Raw genomic sequence first — 22,020 nt, forward strand, 5'->3', positions numbered from 1 at the left:
AAAAAAGTTATTCAATCGGTATTCCTTTATAGAAGTCCAATATCTTTGTACGGAACAGATATTCATATTTGGCCTGCAGCTCATCAGACTGGGCTTTCATCAAATTCTGTTTCGCTTCGTTATACTCTACGGCATTAGCTTTGCCATTATCATACTTCTCACTCATCAGCTTGAAAGATTCCATACTGGCATTGGCTGCCGTACTACTACTGGTATACTTGCTTTCGGAAGCCAGTGCAGTGTACCAGGCTTGCTGAATTTCCTTATAAAGCACTTTCTTGGTGTTGTCCAATTGCAAGGAGTAGTTCTCTTGCTGTAATCGTGCCGTACGTACACGGTTACGGGTAGCGAAGCGATTAAAGAGAGGAACACTCAGACTAAACCCTACATACTTACTGAAATTATCCCGCAACTGCTGACTGAAATTACGGTCAATAGTAGAATAATATCTTGTTCCAAGACTACCACCAAGACTCAATTGGGGATAAAAATCACTCTGGGCAATACGAATGCTATGCTTGGCACCCGCCAAACGATATTGCGCTGCCTTTACAGAAGCCTTATTCGTTAAAGCCGTTTGATAAACCTCATCCGGAGGAGTCAGAGGAATCAAATCCAGCGTTACAGCCGGAGCTGATAATGTAAATCCTTCCGGAGTTTCCAGTTCTATGAGCTGACTAAGATCCAATAGAGCAAGTTGGTAGTTGTTATCAGCCTGCACAGCACTCATCTCATCCTGAGCCACACGGGCCTTGGCCTCAGCAACTTCCGCAGGAGACGCTTTGCCCAACTCTGCAAGGCGGGAAATGCGAGCAAACTGCTCTTTACTCAGTTTCACTTGCCCAAGAGCAACCGTATGCAACTCCTGATTAAACAGCACCTGTAAATAAGCAGAAGCTATATTAATGGAAATATCTTCTTTCGCCTTCTCCAAGTCGGCCATAGCCGCTTTAAGATTCAATTTAGCCAATGCGTATTGGTTGGGAATCTCCAACCCTGTAAATATAGGTATATTAGTCGATAAGGACATATCGGTACTATTGCTGCTCGTATTCACATAAACAGTAGAATAATCACCTGTATCTTTATCTTTTACGGCCGTCTGCGTACGTCCCCAGTTCCAACTTTGCCCTGCACTACCGTTCAGGTTCGGGAGTCGCGCCCATTTGGCAGTATTCACACTCACGGCACTTTGTTCCACTGTATTAGCACTCTGACGGATACTGATATTATGTTCTATAGCATAGTCGATGCATTGGCGTAATGTCCAGCCCTCCTGTGCCTGCACCGAGACAGCAAAGACAGCCATACATCCTATTATTAAGTTCTTCTTCATAATCTGTTATTATTGAATTATACAAGGTTACTTCACCGGCATTTATTTATCCTTCTTCTCTGCACCGCGCACTTTGGCTTTGCCGTCCACACCGTCTTTGATAACAATCTTGATACCGTCACTCATACCTACTTTCACCTCTTTACGCTCGAACTTCTGGGCAGGCACACTATCCGTCATCACATATACAAATGTACTGTCTCCACTGAACTCAATAGTACTTTCAGGTAAAGTAAGCGCCTTTTGTGCACGTTCCAGTACAATTTCCGCATTAGCAGAATACCCCGAACGAATCATCACCGTATCCGGCACCTGTATAGCTGCCTTTATCTCAAATTGATTGGCACCGTTTTCTTCTACCCCCTTCGGAGAGATATATTCCAATATAGCGTCAAATGAAAGATTCTGCAAAGCACCAATTGTCAACTTCACAGGCATACCTTCATGAACACGACCGACTTCCGTTTCATCAATTTTACCTCTGAAAATCAAATCATTCATATTGGCAACCGTAGCGATTGTCGTACCATCATTGAACGTGTTACTCATGATCACCGAGTTACCGGCTTTTACCGGTACATCCAGTATCAAACCATCAATTGTGGAACGGATCAATGTACTTGAGAAAGAAGCACTGCTCTTTGTTATGCCTTCCTTCACAATTTCCAGGTTATCCTTAGCTGTCTGCAACTCTTCACGCACCTGCTTTACACTGACCTCGGCTTTTTCATATTCTTCACGACTGATCAGCTTGTCTTCAAACAACTTCTCTATGCGGGCAAAGTCCGTTTCGCCCTGTTTCGCATTAAGTTCCGCCAGACGCACACGGCTCTCGGCAGAGTTCAGCGTACCCAGTTCGGGAATCACCTTCACCTTAGCGATCACTTCTCCCTTGCGTATACTCTGTCCAGCTTCTTTATACAACTCGTCAATGATACCCGAAATCTGGGGCTTGATAAGAATCTCGTCTCTCGGTTCCACCTTTCCAGTTGCCACCGTTGTTTTTTCCAAGTCGGCCACTACCGGAGTTATCGTTTCATACACCGTAATCTTCGGCTTTGACTTCTGATACAGGAACACAAACGTAAAGATGAAAATGGCAGCTACAACTACCAATAATGCGATTTTCAGATACTTTTTCATACTATTATTATATTATTGTTTTTTTATTTCTGTTTTATATCACGCCCACACACTGCAAGCCTCTTTTAATTATTAATTATTTATTCGTCCCTGATTGCCTCAATAGGTTTGATTGCCATAGCGCGATAAGCCGGAGCCAGACCAGCAAGTACTCCTAAAGCAATCAGCAATGCACATGTACCTATAGCCAGTCCGAATGAGACCTGATAATGAGTAGTTATATGCCCCGGATCATTAGCAGCCGCTTCCAACACTTGCAACACGAGCACGGCAAAAGAAATACCTGCCATACCAGCAATGGTCGTCAGCACCATACTCTCCGAAAGAATCTGCTGTAAAATGTCCCTCGGGCGTGCACCAATGGCACGGCGAATACCAATTTCCGTAGTACGTTCACGCACTGTCACCATCATAATATTCGATACTCCGATAGCTCCGGCAAACAAAGTTCCCAAACCCACCATCCAAATCAGAATACGAGTCCCAGACATCAGATTATCCACCATAGAGAACATGGCTTCCGCATTCAGCATCATCACCGCCTGCTTATCATCCGGAGATATGTAATGAGCCGCCTTTACAATGCGTTCCACTTTGTCCTGAATATCCGTCACCTTAATACCCGGTTTCACAGTGAAACACACCACATGTATCCGGTTACCCAGATTATAGGCCTGCTTCATGGTAGTATAAGGCAAAGTAACAGCCTCCGAAGCTTGTCCCTGGATATTCATGTTACCCTCGGACGAGCACATGCCGATAACCTGATAGTAAATGCCATCTACCCGGATATACTTTCCACAAGGATCCTCTCCCGGACGGAATAAACTTTCATACACACGCTTACCGATTACGCAAACTTTGCGTGCTTCCTTAATATCCACATCATTGATGAAGCGTCCATAAGCCATTTCCTGATGTTCTATATGCTCATACTCAGGATACAATCCCTTTACACTACAATCATATTTCTTATCTCCGTGTATAGCCGTTCTTCCCCAATAAGCGATGGAAGGGGTGATGACATCTATTTCATCCACTCCATGACGCAAACGCTCTATATCAGAAAGTTCCAGGTCCCACCAGCGTCCTTTCCGGAAACCTTTATACGCTTCTCCCGTCTTCTGCGAAACCAGAAAAGCCGAGTTCGTGGCAAAGCCTTCAAACTGGGAACTCATAGCCTGCTGCATCCCCTGTCCGCCACCGATGAGTGCCACCAACATGAAGATACCCCAGAATACACCGAATGCCGTCAGCAAACTTCGCGTCTTGTTTCTTGTAATCGTGATGAGGATTTCCTCACAAGAGTCTATATCTATTCTCATAATTTCTATTTACGATTTACGTTCGACTTAATCCGCTCTCAATGCTTCTATCGGACTGATACTCACCGCTTTTTTTGCAGGAAAGAATCCTGCCAACGTGCCTGCGATAATCAAGGTAAGCGTAGCCTGAATGGCAATCCCCAAATCTACGGTCGGATTCGAGAACATGGTTTGCTGGAACATACCCGCATCCATAGTCTGGTTGCCGAAGGCTGAATTCATCCACTCCGTGACGGCAATACCGGCCACCATACCTATGTATCCGAACAAAGTAGTAATAGTGACACTCTCCACAATAATCAGCCAGAGAATAGACAATGGCTTCGCTCCAAGTGCCTTGCGGATGCCAAACTCGCGAGTACGTTCTTTCACCGTAATCAACATGATGTTCGAAACCCCGACTATTCCGCTCAACAATGTGAAAATACCAATCACCCAGATAGCTGTGCGAAGCATTCCCATTGCATTTTGTGTCCGCATATAATCAGTGAAACGGTTCCAAATCCAAATAGCACTGTTATCCTGAGGATCAAAACGACGGTTGGCGCCGATCACCTTGCGATAATTAGCCTCAAAAAGCTCATTACTCTCTATTGTTTCCAGATTCTTAGTAGTGAAAATGATATTATTCAGCTGTTCGCCTTTATTATAGATAGTCTGTAAAGTGGAAAACGGGATGTAAGCCTCACTGGCTTCACGATCTCCCTGGTCATTATAAATACCTACCACCTGATATGCTACACCACTTGCATTGACAAACTGCCCGATAGGCTCGGTATGAGTTTTGTCGAATAGAATTTCAGCAGTCTTCTTATGTATAACTATAACCTTCCGGCGTTCTTTCAAGTCATTCTGATTAATAAAACGCCCGTCCGCAGTTTTCACAGTTTCCACCTCCGTATAGTTAGGATGCACTCCCATCAGGGAGATATTTACATATTCCTGCCCGAAACTTACGTTTACATTGCTCTGCCGCACAGTAGCGCCGGCACTAATTACATAATCAGGGAAATACTTTTCAGTAGCTTCCAGGTCATTGTTCTCCAGACGAACGCGGCGTCCTTCTTTCAACCCTGCATAAGGCTTGGAAGTCCATCCCGGGAAAATGCGGATAGAGTTCAATGCACGTTCTGAGGACGACTGGTCGAAAGCATGGATGATACCGTTTCCGGCACCCAGCAGCACTATCAGCATAAAGATGCCCCATGCCACGGCAAACCCTGTGAGGAATGTACGCAACTTATTCCGCTTGATGGTTCCGTATATTTCTTGCCAAATATCAAACATAGTTGGATTAATTAAAAAATTAAGGATTCTTCCATTATTTCATGATTCCGTCTTTTCCAAACGGAGAAGCGTCATGATTCAGATTTTCTTCAATGCTGCCGATAATACCATCCTTGATATGAATAATCTTATCCGTTTGATTAGCTACACCACTTTCATGGGTAACCACAACAATCGTCATACCTGTCCTGTGCAAATCTTTAAGGATCTGCATAACTTCCACAGAAGTCTTACTATCAAGAGCGCCGGTCGGCTCATCAGCCAAGATAATCTGAGGCTGCGTTATAAGAGCACGGGCAATGGCAACACGCTGTTTCTGTCCGCCGGACATTTCATTCGGCATGTGATGCGCCCAGTCCTTCAATCCCAGGCGGTCCAGATATTCCAGCGCCAGGGCATTGCGCTTGCGGCGACTCACTCCCTGATAGAAAAGCGGAAGCGCCACATTCTCTACTGCATCTTTAAAGGAAATCAAGTTAAACGACTGGAAGATGAATCCAATCATACGGTTCCGATATTCAGCCGCTTTAGTCTCACTGAGATTTTTGATCAGCGTGCCGTTCAGATAATACTCACCGGTATCATAGTTATCCAAAATACCCAATATATTAAGTAAGGTGGATTTACCGGAACCCGAAGCTCCCATGATGGAAACAAACTCCCCCCGCTTGATATCGAGGTTGATGCCTTTGAGCACATGTAGGGGTGCTCCATTGTTGTAGGTCTTGTTAATGTCTTTTAGTTGTATCACGTATACCTCTGTTTTAGTCTGTTTTCTTATTAATTTTCACTATTAGACGCAGCTATGTTACGAAAAGTTGCAAATAGGGTGAACTTTTTTTCAAAAAGATTTTGAAGTGTCGTTTTTCTTTGTGTAATTTGTAACCATAATACTAATTAACTAACCCTTTAAACAAAACATTAATATCATGAATTCAAGCATGGAAAAACCCTACGTAGTAGGTATTGACATAGGCGGAACAAACACCGTCTTTGGTATTGTGGATGCACGCGGAACTATTATTGCAAGCGGTTCCATCAAAACCGGCGCTCACGATCAGGCAGATGATTATGTAGACGCAGTCTGCAAGAATCTGTTGCCTTTGATTATCGCTAATGGCGGTGTAGATAAAATCAAAGGTATCGGTATCGGTGCTCCCAATGGTAACTACTACAGCGGTACTATCGAATTTGCCCCCAACTTGCCCTGGAAAGGTGTAATACCTTTGGCAGCCATGTTCGAGGAGCGTCTGGGTATACCTACTGCATTGACTAACGACGCTAACGCCGCAGCTATCGGTGAAATGACTTATGGTGCTGCACGTGGTATGAAAGATTTTATCATGATTACTCTGGGTACAGGTGTAGGTAGCGGTATCGTTATCAATGGTCAGATGGTTTATGGCCACGACGGTTTTGCCGGAGAATTGGGTCACGTTATCATACGCCGCGAAAATGGTCGTCTTTGCGGATGCGGACGTCACGGCTGTCTGGAAACTTACTGCTCGGCTACCGGTGTAGCACGTACAGCCCGCGAATTCCTGACTGCACGTACCGAACCAAGTTTGCTTCGCTCTATCCCTGCTGAGAATATCACTTCTAAGGACGTATACGATGCAGCGGTTCAAGGTGACAAGCTGGCACAAGATATTTTCGACTTCACAGGCAACATTCTGGGTGAAGCTATTGCTGATGCTATCGCTTTCTCAAGCCCCGAAGCTATTATCCTATTTGGTGGATTGGCCAAATCCGGAGATTATATCTTCAAACCTATCCAGAAAGCTATCGATGACAATGTGCTGAATATCTATAAAGGTAAAGCCAAATTGTTGATGTCTGAGTTGAAGAACTCTGATGCAGCTGTTTTAGGTGCCAGTGCACTGGGCTGGGAACTGAGAGACCTGAAATAAAAAAGTCCATCATAATTTTAAGTGAAATCCTCCTTTTACCGGTAAAACGGGGAAGGGGGATTTTTTATTTCAAAAATATATTTTGAATGAGCAACTGACGTACGCTCCTAAAATACCAAAACCATATCGCACTTTTGCAATTCCAATTCCAGTGCCTGCCCAAATATAGCAGATACCTGCTCTCTCCAGTGCTTAGCTTTATTTTGATATAAAAAAAGTAACAATAAAGAATTATCCGTCAGTAACAAGCATGAATTAATCATCATACAACTACTGATATAGACTATACCCGAGACGCACTTGCTCCGTATCTTCTCCACTCACAGGTACCTCTGACCGAAGAAAGTACGGCCTTGATACGGAGCAAGTGCATTCCGGGTGTAACGGAGACAGGTCATAATACAATGGAGAAGATCAAAGAATTAACTACGCAAAATGACGCAAATGAACGCAAAAATCACAGAAAGCAGGTTGAAGAGATTTATTTTCCATAGATTTGCACAGTAACAGAAACAAGTAATTAAAAACACAATATCATGGGAATTATCAACCAGGGCATTCTCGGAGGCTTCTCCGGTAAAGTGGGACCGATAGTAGGATTCCACTGGAAATCAAACTACTATATACGCGCACGGGCTGCCAAAGTCAGCAATCCGCGTACACCGAAGCAACAGGAGCAACGCGGCAAATTTGCCACGGCATTCAGTTTTCTGAAAGCTATAAAACCTTTCATACGTATTGGTTACAAGGAATTTACACAAGATAAATCCGCCTTCAACGCCGCTATGTCCTATACTCTGAAAAGAGCCGTGACTGGCAGTGTAAAAGAGATCAGGATTGACTTTGACCGGGCATTGGTTTCTATGGGAACTCTAATGCCGATATTTGAAGGTACAGCTACGCAAAACGGAAATAAGATGCACTTCAACTGGCAGGACAATAGCGGTATGGGGAATGCAGAAGATACAGACATTGCTATGTTACTGGTATACAACAAAGACAAAGAGACAGCCGTTTACAATACAGAAGCCGCTTTACGCTCTGACTGTCATGCCTGGCTACAGCTTCCGGAAGAGTGGCAGGACGATGAGCTGATAGCCTATCTTAGTTTTTGCAGTACCGATGGAAATACTATAGCCAATAGTATTCGCCTGTCGGTTTCTATAGTTAAATCAACCAAGACTGAAATAGAAACACAAGCAAACTCCAGTTCCGAAAAGCATACTTGTTCTCCTTCAGCTCCTTATATACAGCAAGCTAACCGATTGCAATTCACAATCAATCAAGAGTTATTTTATAGAAATAAAAAAGGGAAACCAACGAATCGGTCCCCCTTTTTTATCTCGAAATTAGAGTATGGCTGATTAACCATTAACTCTTTTTTCTTTAATTCTTGCTTTCTTACCGGTAAGAGCACGCAGATAGTACAATTTAGCGCGACGAACCTTACCTACCTTGTTCACTTCGATACTGTCGATAGCCGGTGATTCGATTGGGAAAATACGTTCTACACCTACGGTACCAGACATTTTGCGTACAGTGAAACGCTTTTTGTCTCCATGACCGGAAATCTTGATAACAACACCACGATACAGCTGTACACGTTCTTTGTTACCTTCGATGATACGATATGCTACTGTAACAGTGTCACCTGCTTTGAAGCTCGGGTGTTGTTTACCGGTAGCAAATGCTTCTTCTGCAATTTTAATTAAATCCATTGTTATTATTCTTAAATTGTTTGATCGTTACAACGCAACATACCAGGCTTCTCTCGTAGGTCCTGACAGCGATTGCGCGAAAGCGGTGCAAAGGAACGAATTATTCGGCAGATACACAAATAATTCGCTCGTTTTTTGCTTAGCGACGATCGCCTGAAGAACGGCTGGAACTACCGGAACTGCTTCTTCTTGTTGAAGAAGAACCGCTGCTGCGGGTACTGCTTCCGGAAGAACTCCGTACACTGGAAGAACTGCTTTCCTTACGTTCGGTACTCGGTGTAGTACTGCTGCTACGGCGAGAAGAGCTTGTATTACTCTTCGTACTACTGTTGGTACGACGTGAACTACTATTATTGTTGCGTGAACTGCTGCTGGTATTAGTAGTTGCATTGCTGTTCGTACTTTCCCTGCGGGTAGTGCTTGGAGTGGTAGTGCGATTACTACTTGAACTACTGCGACGGGTAGTGTACACATCATCTCTCGACGGCGCACGGTCAGAGCCGGGACGTACAGTTACAGAGCCAAAATCCGAACGGCGATGTGTTGTATAGGACTTGGTATCACGAATACGATACGAACCATTATAAAATGGATGTTTGTAGCGTCCGCGATAATAGCTCACATTATTATGATGCGTGCGATAGTGTCCGCCTACATACGTGCGGTAGTGATACGGACGGGGGAAATAGAAATGATTGTGGTTGGTATACGTGACATAAACACGGAAGTACCAACGGTTTCCACTGGTATAGATGGGACGGTAAAAATACTCCGCCTGCATAAAGCGGGCATACTGTCGGCTACTAAGCACCCAGCGGAGATCGTCATTACGTACATCCAGATAGTCATAATATCGGTTGAGCGCCCACTCATTACCATATAGCACATCATCCATTACATAACGTACACCGGAAATGAAGTCATAATTGATTTCATATACATCATTGTATTGTTCGGTGCTCAGGTTCAGCTCGTAAGCCATTTTATCTGTGAGGAAACGAGTCTCCTTACGTACTTTGCTATTACTCATAGCATTCGTGCCTGCGCTGCAAACAGCAGTACTCAAAGTGGCAAGCAGGATAAATAATATTCGTTTCATGATAGCGTTTTTTTACTTAGTTTATGAATTGTCTTTTCTTTGCTGGAAACAAAAATAGGGGAAGATTATCCCCTATTCATTTGTTTCTCTCTATTCTTACATAGGGATTTCCCTAATCTGTTTAGGACTTCGGGGATTTTGCCAACATGATGCCATCCTCTTTCAAAAGGATGAGATGTTTCTTATAAAGGTCGCCTACACCTTTCTTGAAAGTTTTCTTGCTAACGCCAAAAGTGGCATAAATGTCATCTGCCGGACTTTTATCATTCAAAGATATCTGCCCGCCATTATCCTTTATATATTGCAACAGGGTTTTCGAAAAGTCATCCACTTTTTCAAAGCCTGGCTTCTGAAGTATCAAGTCTATCTTACCATCCTCACGTACTTGCTTGATGAAAGCTTTCACCTGATCGCCGGTATGCAAAGGCTGAAATATCTCACTATCATACAACAAACCACCATACTTATTCTCAATAATCGCCTTGAAACCTAAATCCGTTTTTTGCCAGATAAGGATATTCACCTCATCTCCAGCTTTATAAGGCGCTTCTTCTTTAGAAAGATAGCGATCTACTTTGGCCGAAGCTACGATACGGTAACTTTCATCATCCAAATGAGCATGAATAACGTATTCCTTTCCTACCTGCATCTTCATCTTCTGTTCACGGAAAGGCACGAAAAGGTCTTTCATCAATCCCCAGTTCAAGAATGCTCCATACTCATTTACCCATGCTACTTCCAAACAGGCAAACTCGCCTACCTGCACCAACGGTGTCAATGTTGTGGCAACAAGGCGTTCCTCGCTATCCAGATATATAAATACATTCAATTCGTCTCCCGGCTGGCAACCTTCGGGCACATAACGCAGAGGAAGCAAGATTTCTCCATCCTCACCACCATCCAGATACATGCCGAACTCCACTTCCTTGACGACCTGCAAGATATTGAATTTACCTAATTCGATGCTCATAATTTCTTTCGTTTGGGGCAAAGATAATGCAAACCAAAGGCAGTACAAAATAAGCTTGATTATTTTTAATGCTGAGGTGCAGCTTATCTTCGCTTTTAAGCAAAGATAATGCAAACCAAAGGCAGTACAAAATAAGCTTGATTATTTTTAATGCTAAGATGCAGCTTATCTTCGCTTTTAAGCAAAGATTAAGCATAAGGCATAACTTTTCAATCTAAGCCATAACTTTTTTCTATGAACAAATCTCTTGGAAAACAGTTATTTTTGTATCGGGAAACTAAAGATAAGGAAAATTATATTCACCTAATTAAATACATAAAAGTTATGGAATTTCTAACAAACGAAAAGCTTACGATTGTAGGAGCTGCCGGAATGATCGGCTCTAACATGGCACAGACTGCCATTATGATGCATTTGACACCCAATATTTGCCTGTACGATCCGTATGGACCGGGACTGGAAGGTGTAGCGGAAGAAATGTTTCACTGCGGTTTCGAAGGACTGAACCTTACGTATACTTCCGACATCAAAGAAGCGTTGACCGGAGCCAAATACATTGTATCTTCAGGTGGTGCTGCCCGCAAAGCAGGCATGACACGTGAAGACCTGCTGAAAGGTAATGCTGCCATTGCTGAAGAGTTCGGTAAAAATGTAAAAGCTTACTGCCCGGACGTGAAACATGTAGTAGTTATCTTCAATCCCGCCGACATAACCGGATTGATCACTCTGTTATATTCCGGCCTGAAACCTTCACAGGTAACTACTCTCGCAGCTCTCGACAGTACCCGTTTGCGTAGTGAACTCGCCAAGCATTTCCACATTTCTCCTGATAAGGTAGAAAATTGCCGTACGTATGGCGGCCACGGAGAACAGATGGCTGTTTATGCCTCAACAGCCAAAGTAGATGGTAAACCTTTGCCGGAAATTATCGGTACGTCTGCTCTTACTGCTGAACAATGGGCTGAAATCCAAAGTAAGGTAACCAAAGGCGGTGCCAACATCATCAACCTTCGCGAACGTTCTTCTTTCCAAAGCCCGGCATACGTTTCCATAGAAATGATTGCTGCCGCCATGGGTGGTAAACCGTTCCGTTGGCCGGCAGGTACGTATGTACACAGTCACGGCTTCGACCACATCATGATGGCAATGGAAACTGAAATCACCAAAGACGGCGTACACTACAAAGAGTTGAAAGGCACTCCGGAAGAAGAAGCCAAGCTGAAAGAAAGTTATGCCCACCTCTGCAAATTGCGTGACGAAGTGATTGGGATGGGAGTACTTCCTGCTATTAAGGATTGGAAAAGCATCAACCCGAACATTGACTAAATTATAGATATAAGGGGATACCTTCGAGAACTCCTGTTTAGACTTTCCCTCTTGCGCTCACACAAACCGAGCGCAGGGGGAATTTTCTTTTATTTTTTCAGAAATCCTTTGGCTGTATTAAAAAAACTATTTATCTTTGCACCCGCAAACGAAGAAGGTGCCATAGCTCAGTTGGTAGAGCAAAGGACTGAAAATCCTTGTGTCCCCGGTTCGATTCCTGGTGGCACCACTCGTAAGCAAAGTATCGGAATGTAGCGCAGTTGGTAGCGCACTACGTTCGGGACGTAGGGGTCGGGCGTTCGAGTCGCCTCATTCCGACACAAAGAAGGTCTGATTCTCAAAAGGAGTTAGACCTTTTTTGTTACATTCTCAATCCCCCAAACAACATTATTCTAATTCTAATCCGATTCTATTATGCTTGACATCATACTGATCATATTAGGAAGTCTATGCCTTATAGTAGGCTTATTGGGATGTATCCTCCCTATAATTCCCGGACCACCCATTTCATACGCCGGTTTATTATTACTCCACATTACAGATAAGGCGCAATTTTCCACATTTCAATTACTGATTTGGCTGTTTCTGGTAGTAATAGTACAAGTATTGGACTATTTCACTCCTATGATTGGAAGCAAGTACAGCGGAGGAAGTAAATGGGGAAGCTGGGGCTGCCTGATAGGTTCAATCCTCGGAATCATCTTTCTCGGCCCGTGGGGAATTGTTATCGGTCCTTTTGGAGGTGCTTTCATCGGAGAACTCTTGGGAGACAGAAGTGCAAGGGATGCCCTAAAATCAGGTATCGGGGCACTGATTGGTTTTCTGGTGGGGACGGTGTTTAAGGTAGTAGTTTGCGGGTACTTCGTATGGTGTTTCGTAAAGGCATTGATATGATTTCACCACAGAGTGACACAGAGTTTAATTTGAAATCAGAACTCTGTGGGACTCTGTGTCACTCTGTGGTGATTATACTATTATCGTTGCAATGTAATTCCCATCAACCCAATCACCACATCATTAGAAAGAGTTTCAAGAACGAGGTGGGAAAGTTTCTTATCAGGATTCAAGGGCATTTCAAGCAATATGGCAGCACCACCATCCAATTCACGGGAGGCACCGGGAAAGCCTAATTCTTCTCCAAAGTTATTGCTGATCTCGCCCGTTTTAAGACGTAGGCGATAAAGTGCCGGAGCATGCCGGTTGAAAGCCAGACCATCTTCAAAGAAAATATGCTCAATGGGCGCCCAGTTATCGGGATTACGCAGAGCCATCTTATCGCAAGTACCATCTTTGTAATAAACACGGATCAGCCCATTGTCAATATGGCACTGCATGTGATTGGTACTACCTGCCATGAGTAAATAGGCACGGGATGCCTTTCCTTTGAGAGAGACCGTCAAACTATCCGGATAATTATCCCACAAGGATGTGAAAGCTATATTTTGGCCCTCAGCAGGAGTACGGAAAGGAACTCCCAGCTTAGTATTCAACACTCCCTTCTGAACGGAAGAGCGAAGCCCGGAATCATCAATATCCACCGTATGCAAAGGATGGCACCATTCACCGATGCCTTGCTTGGGTATCTGCAAAGTGGTATATGGAGAACGGGGTGAAAGATACTCATTACGGAATATATCTGTAACCCCAGAATTGAATTGCTTATCCATCACAACCGGTTCACACTTAGAAGAATTGACTTTAGCAAAGGCGGAGAACTGAGTAGAATTACCCTTATCTGCGGCCATCGGATTATCTACAGGAGCCCACCATTTCATATCCCCTTGTTGCATCGGAACGAAACGAACAGGAGCTTCAGCAGAAGCAGCTTCTATCTGAGACTTTGCCGGACTACCAAGCACTTCCCCACCCCATTCAATATTAATTTCCACTTTTTCATCCGAAGAAGCAGGGACCATAACGGAAAGTACCGGACGGGTGATGGAGTTCTCTACCAATGTCCATGTTGCAGGCTTTCCATTGACTGTAAGCTTCGCCACTTCCGAGCGCTGTGCCGGAAACTGAAGTTCCAATGTACGCACCGCAGGTAATCGGTGGATGATTGTATAGGATGTTACCGCTTCATTAGTATGCTTAAAGTCAAAATCAATATCCGGAGTATGCAGAGATGCAAAAGGCCAGGAGGAGGGTAAGCCGGGTTTTACCAACAGGCGTCCGTTCATGGCATCAGGAAGGATACCATAGAGTCCTTGTATCAAGACACGGGAAGCTACACCTATAGGATCCCCGAAATCACGGTAACATTCTCCACGGGCAGCATCATAAAAACTGATTTGCCCGAAGTTACCGGGACTTTCCCCCAGATACATGCCATCGAGGACAGAACTCTTGAGCAGATGGAAACCTGCATCCGCACGTCCTGCCTGAAAATAAGCAAGAGCAGTATGCATCACTTCGGCAAAAGCAACGTTGTTGATACTCCAGGAATAAGGCAACCAGTTCGTAGTGGAGATAGTAGCATAACCTTCATCTTTCAAGCCATCGCCACGAACGGGGATATGTGGTATCTCGCGATCCACATAACTGGTGGCAAGATAAGCTTGGAAAGGATCAGCGATGTCACTATCCAATGCATGATAAATAGTCCATACACCGGGACTGGTATGCAGACGTTTATGCCCCATGAAATCCTGAAACTCAGCCCAATGTCCACGTTCGGGCATCCAAAGGCGGGTATTCAGAGCTTTCAGTATTCTATCAGCTTCTTCACGATAGGGTGCAGGGTCTTCTCCAATCTTCTCGGCAATCATAGCTGCGAGGCGATTGGAACGATAGTTATAGGCAGAAGAATGAGTGACCGCACCACTATTATAATAAAGGGCATCACTTGCCCAGATGCAGGCATAGGCATCATAAAGTCCGTCATTATCGGGATCATAGTTTCGCTTTTCCCAGGCAAGGTGACGGGTCAGGACAGGCCACATACGGCGGGCGTATTCCAAATCACCGGTCCAGTTGAAATGCCACAAGAGTTCATCAATATAACAAAGATTCATGTCATAATGATGCATCTGATCGTTCCGACGGGGGTTACGGCAGATATAACCGTTACTATATTGGGGTGTTCCCCACTTCTTTTCGGAGCGTGCCAAAGCAAGAGTTGAATCCTGTGCAGGGTGTGGAATCGTGTTCGGCACCTCTGTCACCTGACTGGCGGCATAAGCATTGAAGTGCGTACGGGCACGGTCGTGCCAACCTAAAGCATCACCGATATAAGCAGCACGCCAGCCACTGAGAGGCATGCGCCAGCCAATAGCACCATGCAACCAGACTTCACCATCCCAAATACCATCAGCAGCTACGGCAAGGGCACCACCCAGAGTATTAAAGTATGGATCGGGGGTTGTGATCCTGATGCGTGAGGCAAGATCGGCACGGGCTTGTTCAGACTTATTATAAAGGGAAATGCCTTCTTCCAGTGAAGGTACTACCAAGGAATAGTCACGTACAAGTACATAAGCATCCTGTCGGTCGAAAAGGGAGATACCCAATGATTGTAATTGATGAGGTTGCTCGAGCGCATCAAAACAACCGGGAGGATCGGCCCCCATATCACCGTTACGGCTCAATCTGTTCAGGCGGATTTCACTTAACATAGGGCGCAAGACTGCACCTACAGGCATATTTACAGGAGTAATCTTCCAAATGGCAGCATCTTCATCCGGCAAAGCAAGAGCAGAGATTTGCAGTTCGGCATCCGTTCCCCAGGAAGGGTGCTTCAAACGATAGGAACGCCGTCCGGGGGTGTAGCGAGACTCACACCAAGCGGTTTCTTCCAATGGAGTCACTGAACTATCAGCCAGTACGAGATGGAAATGTATATTCTTACTGTTGCGCTTTTCGTAGACAGCAAAAATAGGACGGTCACTCGTTTCCAGACGGAAAGCGGTATGACTGCCATAAAGGGCACGGGTATAGCGGTTCTTTCCATTGACACTTACAAAATCTTCACCGTCCGGACGATATTGCAGGGTACGGGCAGCACCCCGCTTATGATCATTGTAAGAGGTGGATTCGATGCGGTCGCCGGCACTTTGAGGTTTATTACCGGTGGTATATTGTGCATAGGCGAAAGCCGGCAACAAGGAGATGAGAGTATAGAAAAATAGTTGTTTCATTACATGTTATGAGTTAATTCTTTTTAGGAGTGTTATGAATTAATTCACCACAGAGTAACACAGAGTCTCACAGAGTTTAATCAATTTGAAATCAAAAGAATAGAACTCCGTGATACTCTGTGTTACTCTGTGGTGAAAACTCATTTCTGAACGGTTACGGCATCGGTTTCAAACCTTCCCAACGGACATCCCATGTTCCGTCCTGCGGGAAGCCCGGATTCTTCACCTGGCAGCCATCCCAACCGGCACACATCAGCGCTACGGCAGTCAGCAAGCCTCCATTACCGGGCAGGTAACAGCGCAGACGGCCATCCTGATAGTTATGTCCGTTCTGCAAATACGTATTCGTGCGCTTATCCATCAGCAGGGCACCGACAGCTTTTTCCGGTTCGCCCAGACGAGTGGCATTCATGGCGGTCATCGGATAATCCCAACCCCAGGTCTTACCCCAGTTCCAGTTGTCCCACACCCAGTGCAGGGTATTCTTCATGTAGTCGTCACGGATGAGTTTGTTCATCGGAAGGATACCTACAGACCCCAATACAGCCATGTGATCACTGGTGAAACGAATATCTTTGTATGTATCAACAGCATCTTCGGAAGCAAGGTAAAGATGATCCTCATTATAGGCAAGCGGAGAAAGTTTATCAATCATCTCATCCCACTCCAGATTACGCTTTTCTCCGGCACGCTCGCGCCACTTCTGCGCAGTCTGCATGGCAAAGTGCCAGTAAGACAATTCGAAAGGCGGGTTGATAGTAGTAGCCGCGCGCAGCGTCTCTTGCGCCGGGATAGCTCCCTTCAAGATGAAACGTCCGTGGAATTCATCGTATGTAGCAAAAGCGTACATGAACTCGGCAGTTTCCTGCACCAGACGATTGTATTTCTTAATCACTTCATCCGAAGGATTGGCACGGTAGACAAGTTCTGCCAGATAGATAAAGTGCGGTTGTTGCCAGATCAGGAAAGAACCTACATTCGAGGGAGCTTCCGTACCGGTGGGATCAGTCATTTTCATCCAGCGTACACCGGGGAAACCTTGACGACGGGCTATTTCACGGGCAACAGGCTCTACAGTTTCGTACCAACCCAGTGTACGGTCCAACAGATTGGCATGTCCCCAAAGAGGTTGCCACGCCTGATGCCACCAGATCATTTCGAGATGGAATTTACCAAACCAAGAGTTATAAGTCAAGCCTGTTTCCTGCGGAGGTACACTTCCTGCCGACTGGATAGCAAGCAGATATTGACTCAACAATACGCGACGTTCCAATTCTTTGGCACGCGGATCCGTACAGTGAGAGAAGTCGACGGCAGCACCATTCTTCCAGAAATCCGTCCAGTATGTAGCACTGGCGGCAGCGGTTTCGGTGAAAGCGGGCAATGCTTTGTCATCGACATAGACAGCAGGTTCACTTTCGAATACGGTTCCCTGAAAATTCGGTGTAAACAGGCAGGAAAAGGCCAGCATATCTTCTTCAGGGGTCAGTACGAAGTAGTTCTTCGACTTCTCAGCCAGACGGGCCTTGCCTTCCCAACGGAGGGTTACGTAATAAGTTGTTTCGTCGAGCACACGCTTCAACAAAGCGCTTTGAGCATCCTGGCGAACGATAGTTGTGGAATGTTTGTCGTTCGCATTCCAGTTGCAGGCATCATCGGCATGTCCGCCTGTGGGATAAGGGAAACGCAGATTAACACCCGCATGCGCACGACTGGTAACACAAGCGGAAATCATATCCTGGTTAGGATGGCAGACTGTCTGCACATCGAAAGCATTGCCATTCAACATGAAGTGGCTGGTGATTTCACCTTTCCACATATTCAGCGTCTGCCGGATCTCAGTAATATCAGAAGCTTTCACTCCCTCGCCCAGTTCGAGGCCTATAATGCCCAGATGCAGGCGATGCGGATTCACACGAAACCAATCGGAAGATTCTTTCTGGCGTCCCGGTTCCTTGAACTGGCAGGCATAGAGTTCTTCGTGACCACGACCGAAATCATAGGACTTCAGTGTTTCCTCATGCTTATATCCTTTAGGATTGGCGAATGAATGCCAGCCCCACTGACTCTGTGTGCCCAAGGGTACACCTTTACTATACATGGCGGGAAATGTCTGCAAACCGGTAGCATCTACCGTGAATGCAAATTCACCGTTACCAACACTGAGCGAAGCCAACGAATCGAATGAGGATACTTGGGGATTGTTACGGGTCACCAATGCTTCACGGTCTATCGGAGCTTGTTTCTCCGAACCACAAGCCGTCAGCACGAAAGCGGCAAGAAGGGAATAAAATACTTTTTTCATGGTATTCTTTATAACAGATAGTTAGATTAATAGCTGGGCACAAAGATAGTAGTTCCTAAGGTGGAGGACTATATATAGTTTGTCAGAAATGATAAGGTAAATGATAATTTAGCGACGTAGCGCTGGAGCAAGGTTTAGCTTCGTTGACCGTTGGTTTCCTGCGGCTTACAAGTAATTTTTCAGACGCGGATAACGCGGATCTCTTTTTTTACCATCCGGATAAGATATAGTAAACATAGCGCAGCCTTTAAAATCCGCGTCATCCGCGTTATCCGCGTCTGAAAAATTATTTGTACGCCGCAAGGAAATCTTAATCCGCATTCGTCCGTCTTATCCGCATCGTCCGCGTACCAATTCTCGCCGCTAAATTATCATTTACTTGAAATCAAACATCAGATTGAGGCGTAACCCCTCATCCCCCTTCTTGATACGGATAATTCCCGGCTGGCTCTGTGGTCCGTGCTGACTAATAGGTTTGAAGCAACGAATCGCAGGTATATCCAGCAGGAAGGAAATATCTCCGGCAGGAAAGTCGGGCATGGTGTTCAGGCCATCCTGGCGCCCGTGAGGTTCTTCGGGGGTGAATACCCGAAGGAAGATTCCGTCACTTGCCGCATAAACCGTGAAGGGAGCGGTAGGACTTTGCAAAGTTGCCCAGTAAAGATTGGCATGATAACCTTTGAACTCCGGATAAACCAGACGTCCGGTACTTTCACCGGTGATTGTATTATTATAATCTTTCTGCCAGATGCCATAATTTGCGCCCGGAATACGATTCTTCCATACACGATACGGACCGCGTCCCATCCAACGCATATCGGAACACTCGGATTCCGGATAAGAGAAGGTAAGGCCAAGATTCAGTACTTCCGTGTCCGTGAAAGCATCGTCGAAACCACCACCACCGGAAGCACGGTTCAGCAATACAGCATCCATCGAAAGCAATCCGTCCGGCGTCAGACGCCAGACGATAGAGTCTGCCGCACCACGATAGCGGGCACAAAGAACCGCATCTCCATTTTCCGTACGAGCAGACAGATCAGCCAACACCATCTTCATCCCAACGGCAACAGGGCCATCTTTCAATGGGATGATTCGTCCGTCAGCATTCCTTGTCACGGAAGCGATGGTGGCATCGCTCTTTCGGAAAGAGACAGTGACGGCAGAAGAACATAACGTAATCAGAGTATCGGTTTCCTCAACATGGCAATTACTTGCAGTTATATTCTGCGAGTCTGTACTTACTGATGTACTTTGTGAACCGGACGAATAAGTATCTGCCCCCTTCGGCCGTAACTCACCTTTCAGATAGTCTTTCGCGTAATGTATCGGGAATGTACGCGTGCAGACACTCTCGCCATCTGCTCCGTATGCTTCGAGTTCCAGAATATCTCCGTTGAAGAAATTATCGGGCAGATTGATGCGTGCAAACCCCGTTTCTCCGGGAACCAATGACGGCAACTGTACCATTCCACTGTCCAGCACCTGACGCCATGCCCGCGCGCCTCCGTCAGCTACTGTCACAACTTCCCCTTCTCCATCACTATTCAGTGGTGACGTGCAACGAAGCACGCGCCAGTGCATGGAGCATGCACCCAGGTTTGTAAACAGATATCTGTTCGATACCCGGAAATCCCCACGGAATGAAGGAGTAATCATTAATGGTTCTACATGTATCGGCGACCAGACTTCACGAACTGAATAATAACTGCCCTCCTTTTCCCGGAAAGGCCCCAGAATACCATCCGGTGCATTATAATCTTCACTGTCCAGTGTTCCGCCGCGATCCGAACGACGCACCGCCTCATCACTATACGCCCACATGAAACCTCCGGCAAAGAGCGGATGAGCAGTGTAGCGCGCCCAGAAATCTTCCAGTCCGGCACCATGCCCCTGGTCGTACTGGCCATGCATGAACTCGGCAGGCATAAAAACCTTATAGCCATTGGTGAAACGGGCTACCCCCGTGAGATAAGCGGGATAGTGATGGGTATCCAGTTCGTCGAAGTCCGCCCAGGGATGGATGACGTGGCGTTTCTGGGGATCGTATGTATGGAACAGGCTGTCGATGGCAGTATTCCATCCGCCTTCGTTGCCATTGCTCCACAACACGATACACGGATGATTCACATCGCGCGTCAGCATTTCGCGGACAAGCCGGGTACCGGTGGGAGTATCGTAAGCATTCTGCCAGCCTGCCAGTTCATCAATATAAAGCAAGCCTAGCGAGTCGCAGGCATCGAGGAAATGCTCATCGGGCGGATAATGGGAACGGACGGCGTTCATATTCATTTCCTTGATAAGCTTCACGTCCTCTATACTTAGTTCTTTATTCGTGGTCCGTCCGCCATCGGGATGGAAGGAGTGGCGGTTGATCCCCTTCATAACCAGCTTCGTACCGTTAAGGTAGAGCCCGTCGCGAGGGCGAAAATCAATGGTGCGGAAGCCGATGCGGGTATCCATGGAATGAATGACGTTTCCTTCCTTACTGAGCAAAGAGACTGTAAGCCGGTAAAGTACAGGAGACTCAGGAGTCCATGGAGAAATACCGTCAAAATGAGCGGTCAACAGCTGAACGGGGTCTTTAGTAACCTTCACGGGGCGGTGCTCGGTATCCTTTGCAGATATCGGCGCCACTTCCATAGAGAGGCTTTCCTCTCCGGTAGCACCTTGCAGATGTACTTCAACCTTCAGTTCCCCATCGGCACGGGCGTCCACGGCCAGACGTTCTATGTGTGTTGCCGGTTTTGCTTCCAGCCATACCGGGCGGTATATTCCACCGAACAGCCACCAGTCCGCTTTACGTTCGGCGGCATTTACCGTACGGTTGTCGGAGTGTTTCTTCACGCGTACTTCTATTTGGTTGGAACTTCCGTATTTCAGCAGTTCCGTTACGTCATAAGAGAAGCGATAGAAACCGCCCTGATGCACCGGACCCGCTGACTGTCCGTTAACGAGAACCTCAGTATCGGTCATGACACCATCGAACCAGAGACGTATGTTCCGCCCCTGCCAGTTGCGGGGTATGCGGAAGGAGCGTTTGTATGTGCCTTCTTCCATGGAAGGGTTCTTTACGCCCGGCTTTTTGTACCAGCGACCGTAGGTGTATTCGCCAAAGCCTTGCAATTCCCATTGTGAGGGGACTTCTATTTTACTCCAGCGTCCGCTGTTCCGGCCTTCGGAGACGCGGAATTGCCAGGTCACCGTGTTACCCAGTCCGGTGCCGGAAAGATATTGCCGTTCCGTTTCCTGGGCTTGTATAACCCAAGTGGTCAGTAAGAAGAGGATGGTTCCGAGAAAGTGCTTTCTGCTCATAGTATTTGGCTTTATTATTCGATTTTACAAAGGAAGGTATTCTCAGGCAAACAGGAAATAAATAGAATGATTTTCTGGCTGTACAAAATGATGTAAGCTACATAAGCTACGAGCTACAAGTTACAAGTGGCTACGCTATATTCTGAAAGG

Annotated in this window: 15 protein-coding genes and 2 tRNA genes; 6 read left to right on the plus strand and 11 right to left on the minus strand. The window is 45.9% G+C overall.

The window, feature by feature from the left end:
* Positions 1-7: 7 nt before the first annotated feature.
* The 5 genes from VYM24_RS02005 to VYM24_RS02025 form a co-directional block, all read right to left on the minus strand.
* Positions 8-1,336, minus strand: a complete 1,329-nt coding sequence (locus tag VYM24_RS02005; protein ID WP_007211956.1) for a TolC family protein — start codon at positions 1,334-1,336, stop codon at positions 8-10.
* A gap of 42 nt (positions 1,337-1,378) precedes the next feature.
* Positions 1,379-2,479 (minus strand): efflux RND transporter periplasmic adaptor subunit, encoded by a 1,101-nt coding sequence (locus VYM24_RS02010; protein WP_291552781.1) that lies wholly within the window; start codon positions 2,477-2,479, stop codon positions 1,379-1,381.
* An 80-nt stretch (positions 2,480-2,559) separates the two neighbouring features.
* Positions 2,560-3,804 (minus strand): ABC transporter permease, encoded by a 1,245-nt coding sequence (locus VYM24_RS02015; RefSeq protein ID WP_291603446.1) that lies wholly within the window; start codon positions 3,802-3,804, stop codon positions 2,560-2,562.
* 27 nt (positions 3,805-3,831) lie between these two features.
* Positions 3,832-5,091, minus strand: coding sequence for an ABC transporter permease (locus tag VYM24_RS02020; protein WP_291603448.1), 1,260 nt, complete (start codon positions 5,089-5,091; stop codon positions 3,832-3,834).
* Between the two features lie 34 nt (positions 5,092-5,125).
* On the minus strand, positions 5,126-5,842 hold the full coding sequence (locus tag VYM24_RS02025; RefSeq protein ID WP_291552786.1) for an ABC transporter ATP-binding protein: 717 nt from the start codon (positions 5,840-5,842) through the stop codon (positions 5,126-5,128).
* 178 nt (positions 5,843-6,020) lie between these two features.
* Between VYM24_RS02025 and VYM24_RS02030 the strand changes: the two genes are divergently transcribed.
* Positions 6,021-7,001 (plus strand): ROK family protein, encoded by a 981-nt coding sequence (locus tag VYM24_RS02030; RefSeq protein WP_330941335.1) that lies wholly within the window; start codon positions 6,021-6,023, stop codon positions 6,999-7,001.
* Positions 7,002-7,537: 536 nt separating this feature from the next.
* A complete protein-coding gene (locus VYM24_RS02035; RefSeq protein WP_299095098.1) occupies positions 7,538-8,365 on the plus strand; it encodes a DUF6266 family protein in 828 nt (275 codons plus the stop codon).
* Here VYM24_RS02035 and rplS read toward each other — a convergent pair whose 3' ends face one another.
* From rplS to VYM24_RS02050, 3 genes are all read right to left on the minus strand, one after another.
* Positions 8,366-8,719, minus strand: coding sequence for a 50S ribosomal protein L19 (gene rplS / locus VYM24_RS02040; protein WP_007212144.1), 354 nt, complete (start codon positions 8,717-8,719; stop codon positions 8,366-8,368). It lies immediately after the preceding gene.
* A 139-nt stretch (positions 8,720-8,858) separates the two neighbouring features.
* Positions 8,859-9,818, minus strand: coding sequence for a hypothetical protein (locus tag VYM24_RS02045; protein WP_299095106.1), 960 nt, complete (start codon positions 9,816-9,818; stop codon positions 8,859-8,861).
* Positions 9,819-9,939: 121 nt separating this feature from the next.
* Complete coding sequence (locus VYM24_RS02050) at positions 9,940-10,788, minus strand: CvfB family protein (RefSeq protein ID WP_291550181.1); 849 nt, start codon at positions 10,786-10,788, stop codon at positions 9,940-9,942.
* A 324-nt stretch (positions 10,789-11,112) separates the two neighbouring features.
* Between VYM24_RS02050 and VYM24_RS02055 the strand changes: the two genes are divergently transcribed.
* From VYM24_RS02055 to VYM24_RS02070, 4 genes are all read left to right on the plus strand, one after another.
* The gene (locus tag VYM24_RS02055; RefSeq protein WP_330941336.1) at positions 11,113-12,114 is read left to right on the plus strand and encodes a malate dehydrogenase; all 1,002 of its coding nucleotides are present in this window, start codon (positions 11,113-11,115) and stop codon (positions 12,112-12,114) included.
* A 156-nt stretch (positions 12,115-12,270) separates the two neighbouring features.
* Positions 12,271-12,343, plus strand: a tRNA-Phe gene (locus tag VYM24_RS02060).
* A gap of 16 nt (positions 12,344-12,359) precedes the next feature.
* Positions 12,360-12,432: transfer RNA gene (locus VYM24_RS02065), tRNA-Pro, on the plus strand.
* Between the two features lie 96 nt (positions 12,433-12,528).
* Complete coding sequence (locus VYM24_RS02070; protein ID WP_330941337.1) at positions 12,529-13,008, plus strand: DUF456 domain-containing protein; 480 nt, start codon at positions 12,529-12,531, stop codon at positions 13,006-13,008.
* Positions 13,009-13,088: 80 nt separating this feature from the next.
* Here the strand turns inward: VYM24_RS02070 and VYM24_RS02075 are convergent, their stop codons facing one another.
* The 3 genes from VYM24_RS02075 to VYM24_RS02085 all read right to left on the minus strand — a co-directional run bounded on the left by VYM24_RS02075 (position 13,089) and on the right by VYM24_RS02085 (position 21,870).
* Positions 13,089-16,250: a DUF4450 domain-containing protein gene (locus VYM24_RS02075; protein ID WP_330941338.1), complete on the minus strand. Its 3,162-nt coding sequence runs from the start codon at positions 16,248-16,250 to the stop codon at positions 13,089-13,091.
* A gap of 154 nt (positions 16,251-16,404) precedes the next feature.
* Positions 16,405-18,555: a hypothetical protein gene (locus VYM24_RS02080; RefSeq protein ID WP_330941339.1), complete on the minus strand. Its 2,151-nt coding sequence runs from the start codon at positions 18,553-18,555 to the stop codon at positions 16,405-16,407.
* A gap of 375 nt (positions 18,556-18,930) precedes the next feature.
* Positions 18,931-21,870, minus strand: a complete 2,940-nt coding sequence (locus VYM24_RS02085) for a glycoside hydrolase family 2 protein (protein WP_330941340.1) — start codon at positions 21,868-21,870, stop codon at positions 18,931-18,933.
* Positions 21,871-22,020 lie beyond the last annotated feature (150 nt).

This window comes from Bacteroides sp. MSB163 (assembly GCF_036416795.1).
In the GTDB taxonomy this organism is placed as follows: Bacteria; Bacteroidota; Bacteroidia; order Bacteroidales; family Bacteroidaceae; genus Bacteroides; species Bacteroides maternus.

What these genes read in the sequence shown, in the direction of transcription:
- VYM24_RS02005 (WP_007211956.1), bottom strand. Translation starts at nt 1,336, where the DNA reads ATGAAGAAGAACTTAATAATAGGATGTATGGCTGTCTTTGCTGTCTCG.
- VYM24_RS02010 (WP_291552781.1), bottom strand. Translation starts at nt 2,479, where the DNA reads ATGAAAAAGTATCTGAAAATCGCATTATTGGTAGTTGTAGCTGCCATT.
- VYM24_RS02015 (WP_291603446.1), bottom strand. Translation starts at nt 3,804, where the DNA reads ATGAGAATAGATATAGACTCTTGTGAGGAAATCCTCATCACGATTACA.
- VYM24_RS02020 (WP_291603448.1), bottom strand. Translation starts at nt 5,091, where the DNA reads ATGTTTGATATTTGGCAAGAAATATACGGAACCATCAAGCGGAATAAG.
- VYM24_RS02030 (WP_330941335.1), top strand. Translation starts at nt 6,021, where the DNA reads ATGAATTCAAGCATGGAAAAACCCTACGTAGTAGGTATTGACATAGGC.
- VYM24_RS02035 (WP_299095098.1), top strand. Translation starts at nt 7,538, where the DNA reads ATGGGAATTATCAACCAGGGCATTCTCGGAGGCTTCTCCGGTAAAGTG.
- rplS (WP_007212144.1), bottom strand. Translation starts at nt 8,719, where the DNA reads ATGGATTTAATTAAAATTGCAGAAGAAGCATTTGCTACCGGTAAACAA.
- VYM24_RS02045 (WP_299095106.1), bottom strand. Translation starts at nt 9,818, where the DNA reads ATGAAACGAATATTATTTATCCTGCTTGCCACTTTGAGTACTGCTGTT.
- VYM24_RS02050 (WP_291550181.1), bottom strand. Translation starts at nt 10,788, where the DNA reads ATGAGCATCGAATTAGGTAAATTCAATATCTTGCAGGTCGTCAAGGAA.
- VYM24_RS02055 (WP_330941336.1), top strand. Translation starts at nt 11,113, where the DNA reads ATGGAATTTCTAACAAACGAAAAGCTTACGATTGTAGGAGCTGCCGGA.
- VYM24_RS02070 (WP_330941337.1), top strand. Translation starts at nt 12,529, where the DNA reads ATGCTTGACATCATACTGATCATATTAGGAAGTCTATGCCTTATAGTA.
- VYM24_RS02075 (WP_330941338.1), bottom strand. Translation starts at nt 16,250, where the DNA reads ATGAAACAACTATTTTTCTATACTCTCATCTCCTTGTTGCCGGCTTTC.
- VYM24_RS02080 (WP_330941339.1), bottom strand. Translation starts at nt 18,555, where the DNA reads ATGAAAAAAGTATTTTATTCCCTTCTTGCCGCTTTCGTGCTGACGGCT.
- VYM24_RS02085 (WP_330941340.1), bottom strand. Translation starts at nt 21,870, where the DNA reads ATGAGCAGAAAGCACTTTCTCGGAACCATCCTCTTCTTACTGACCACT.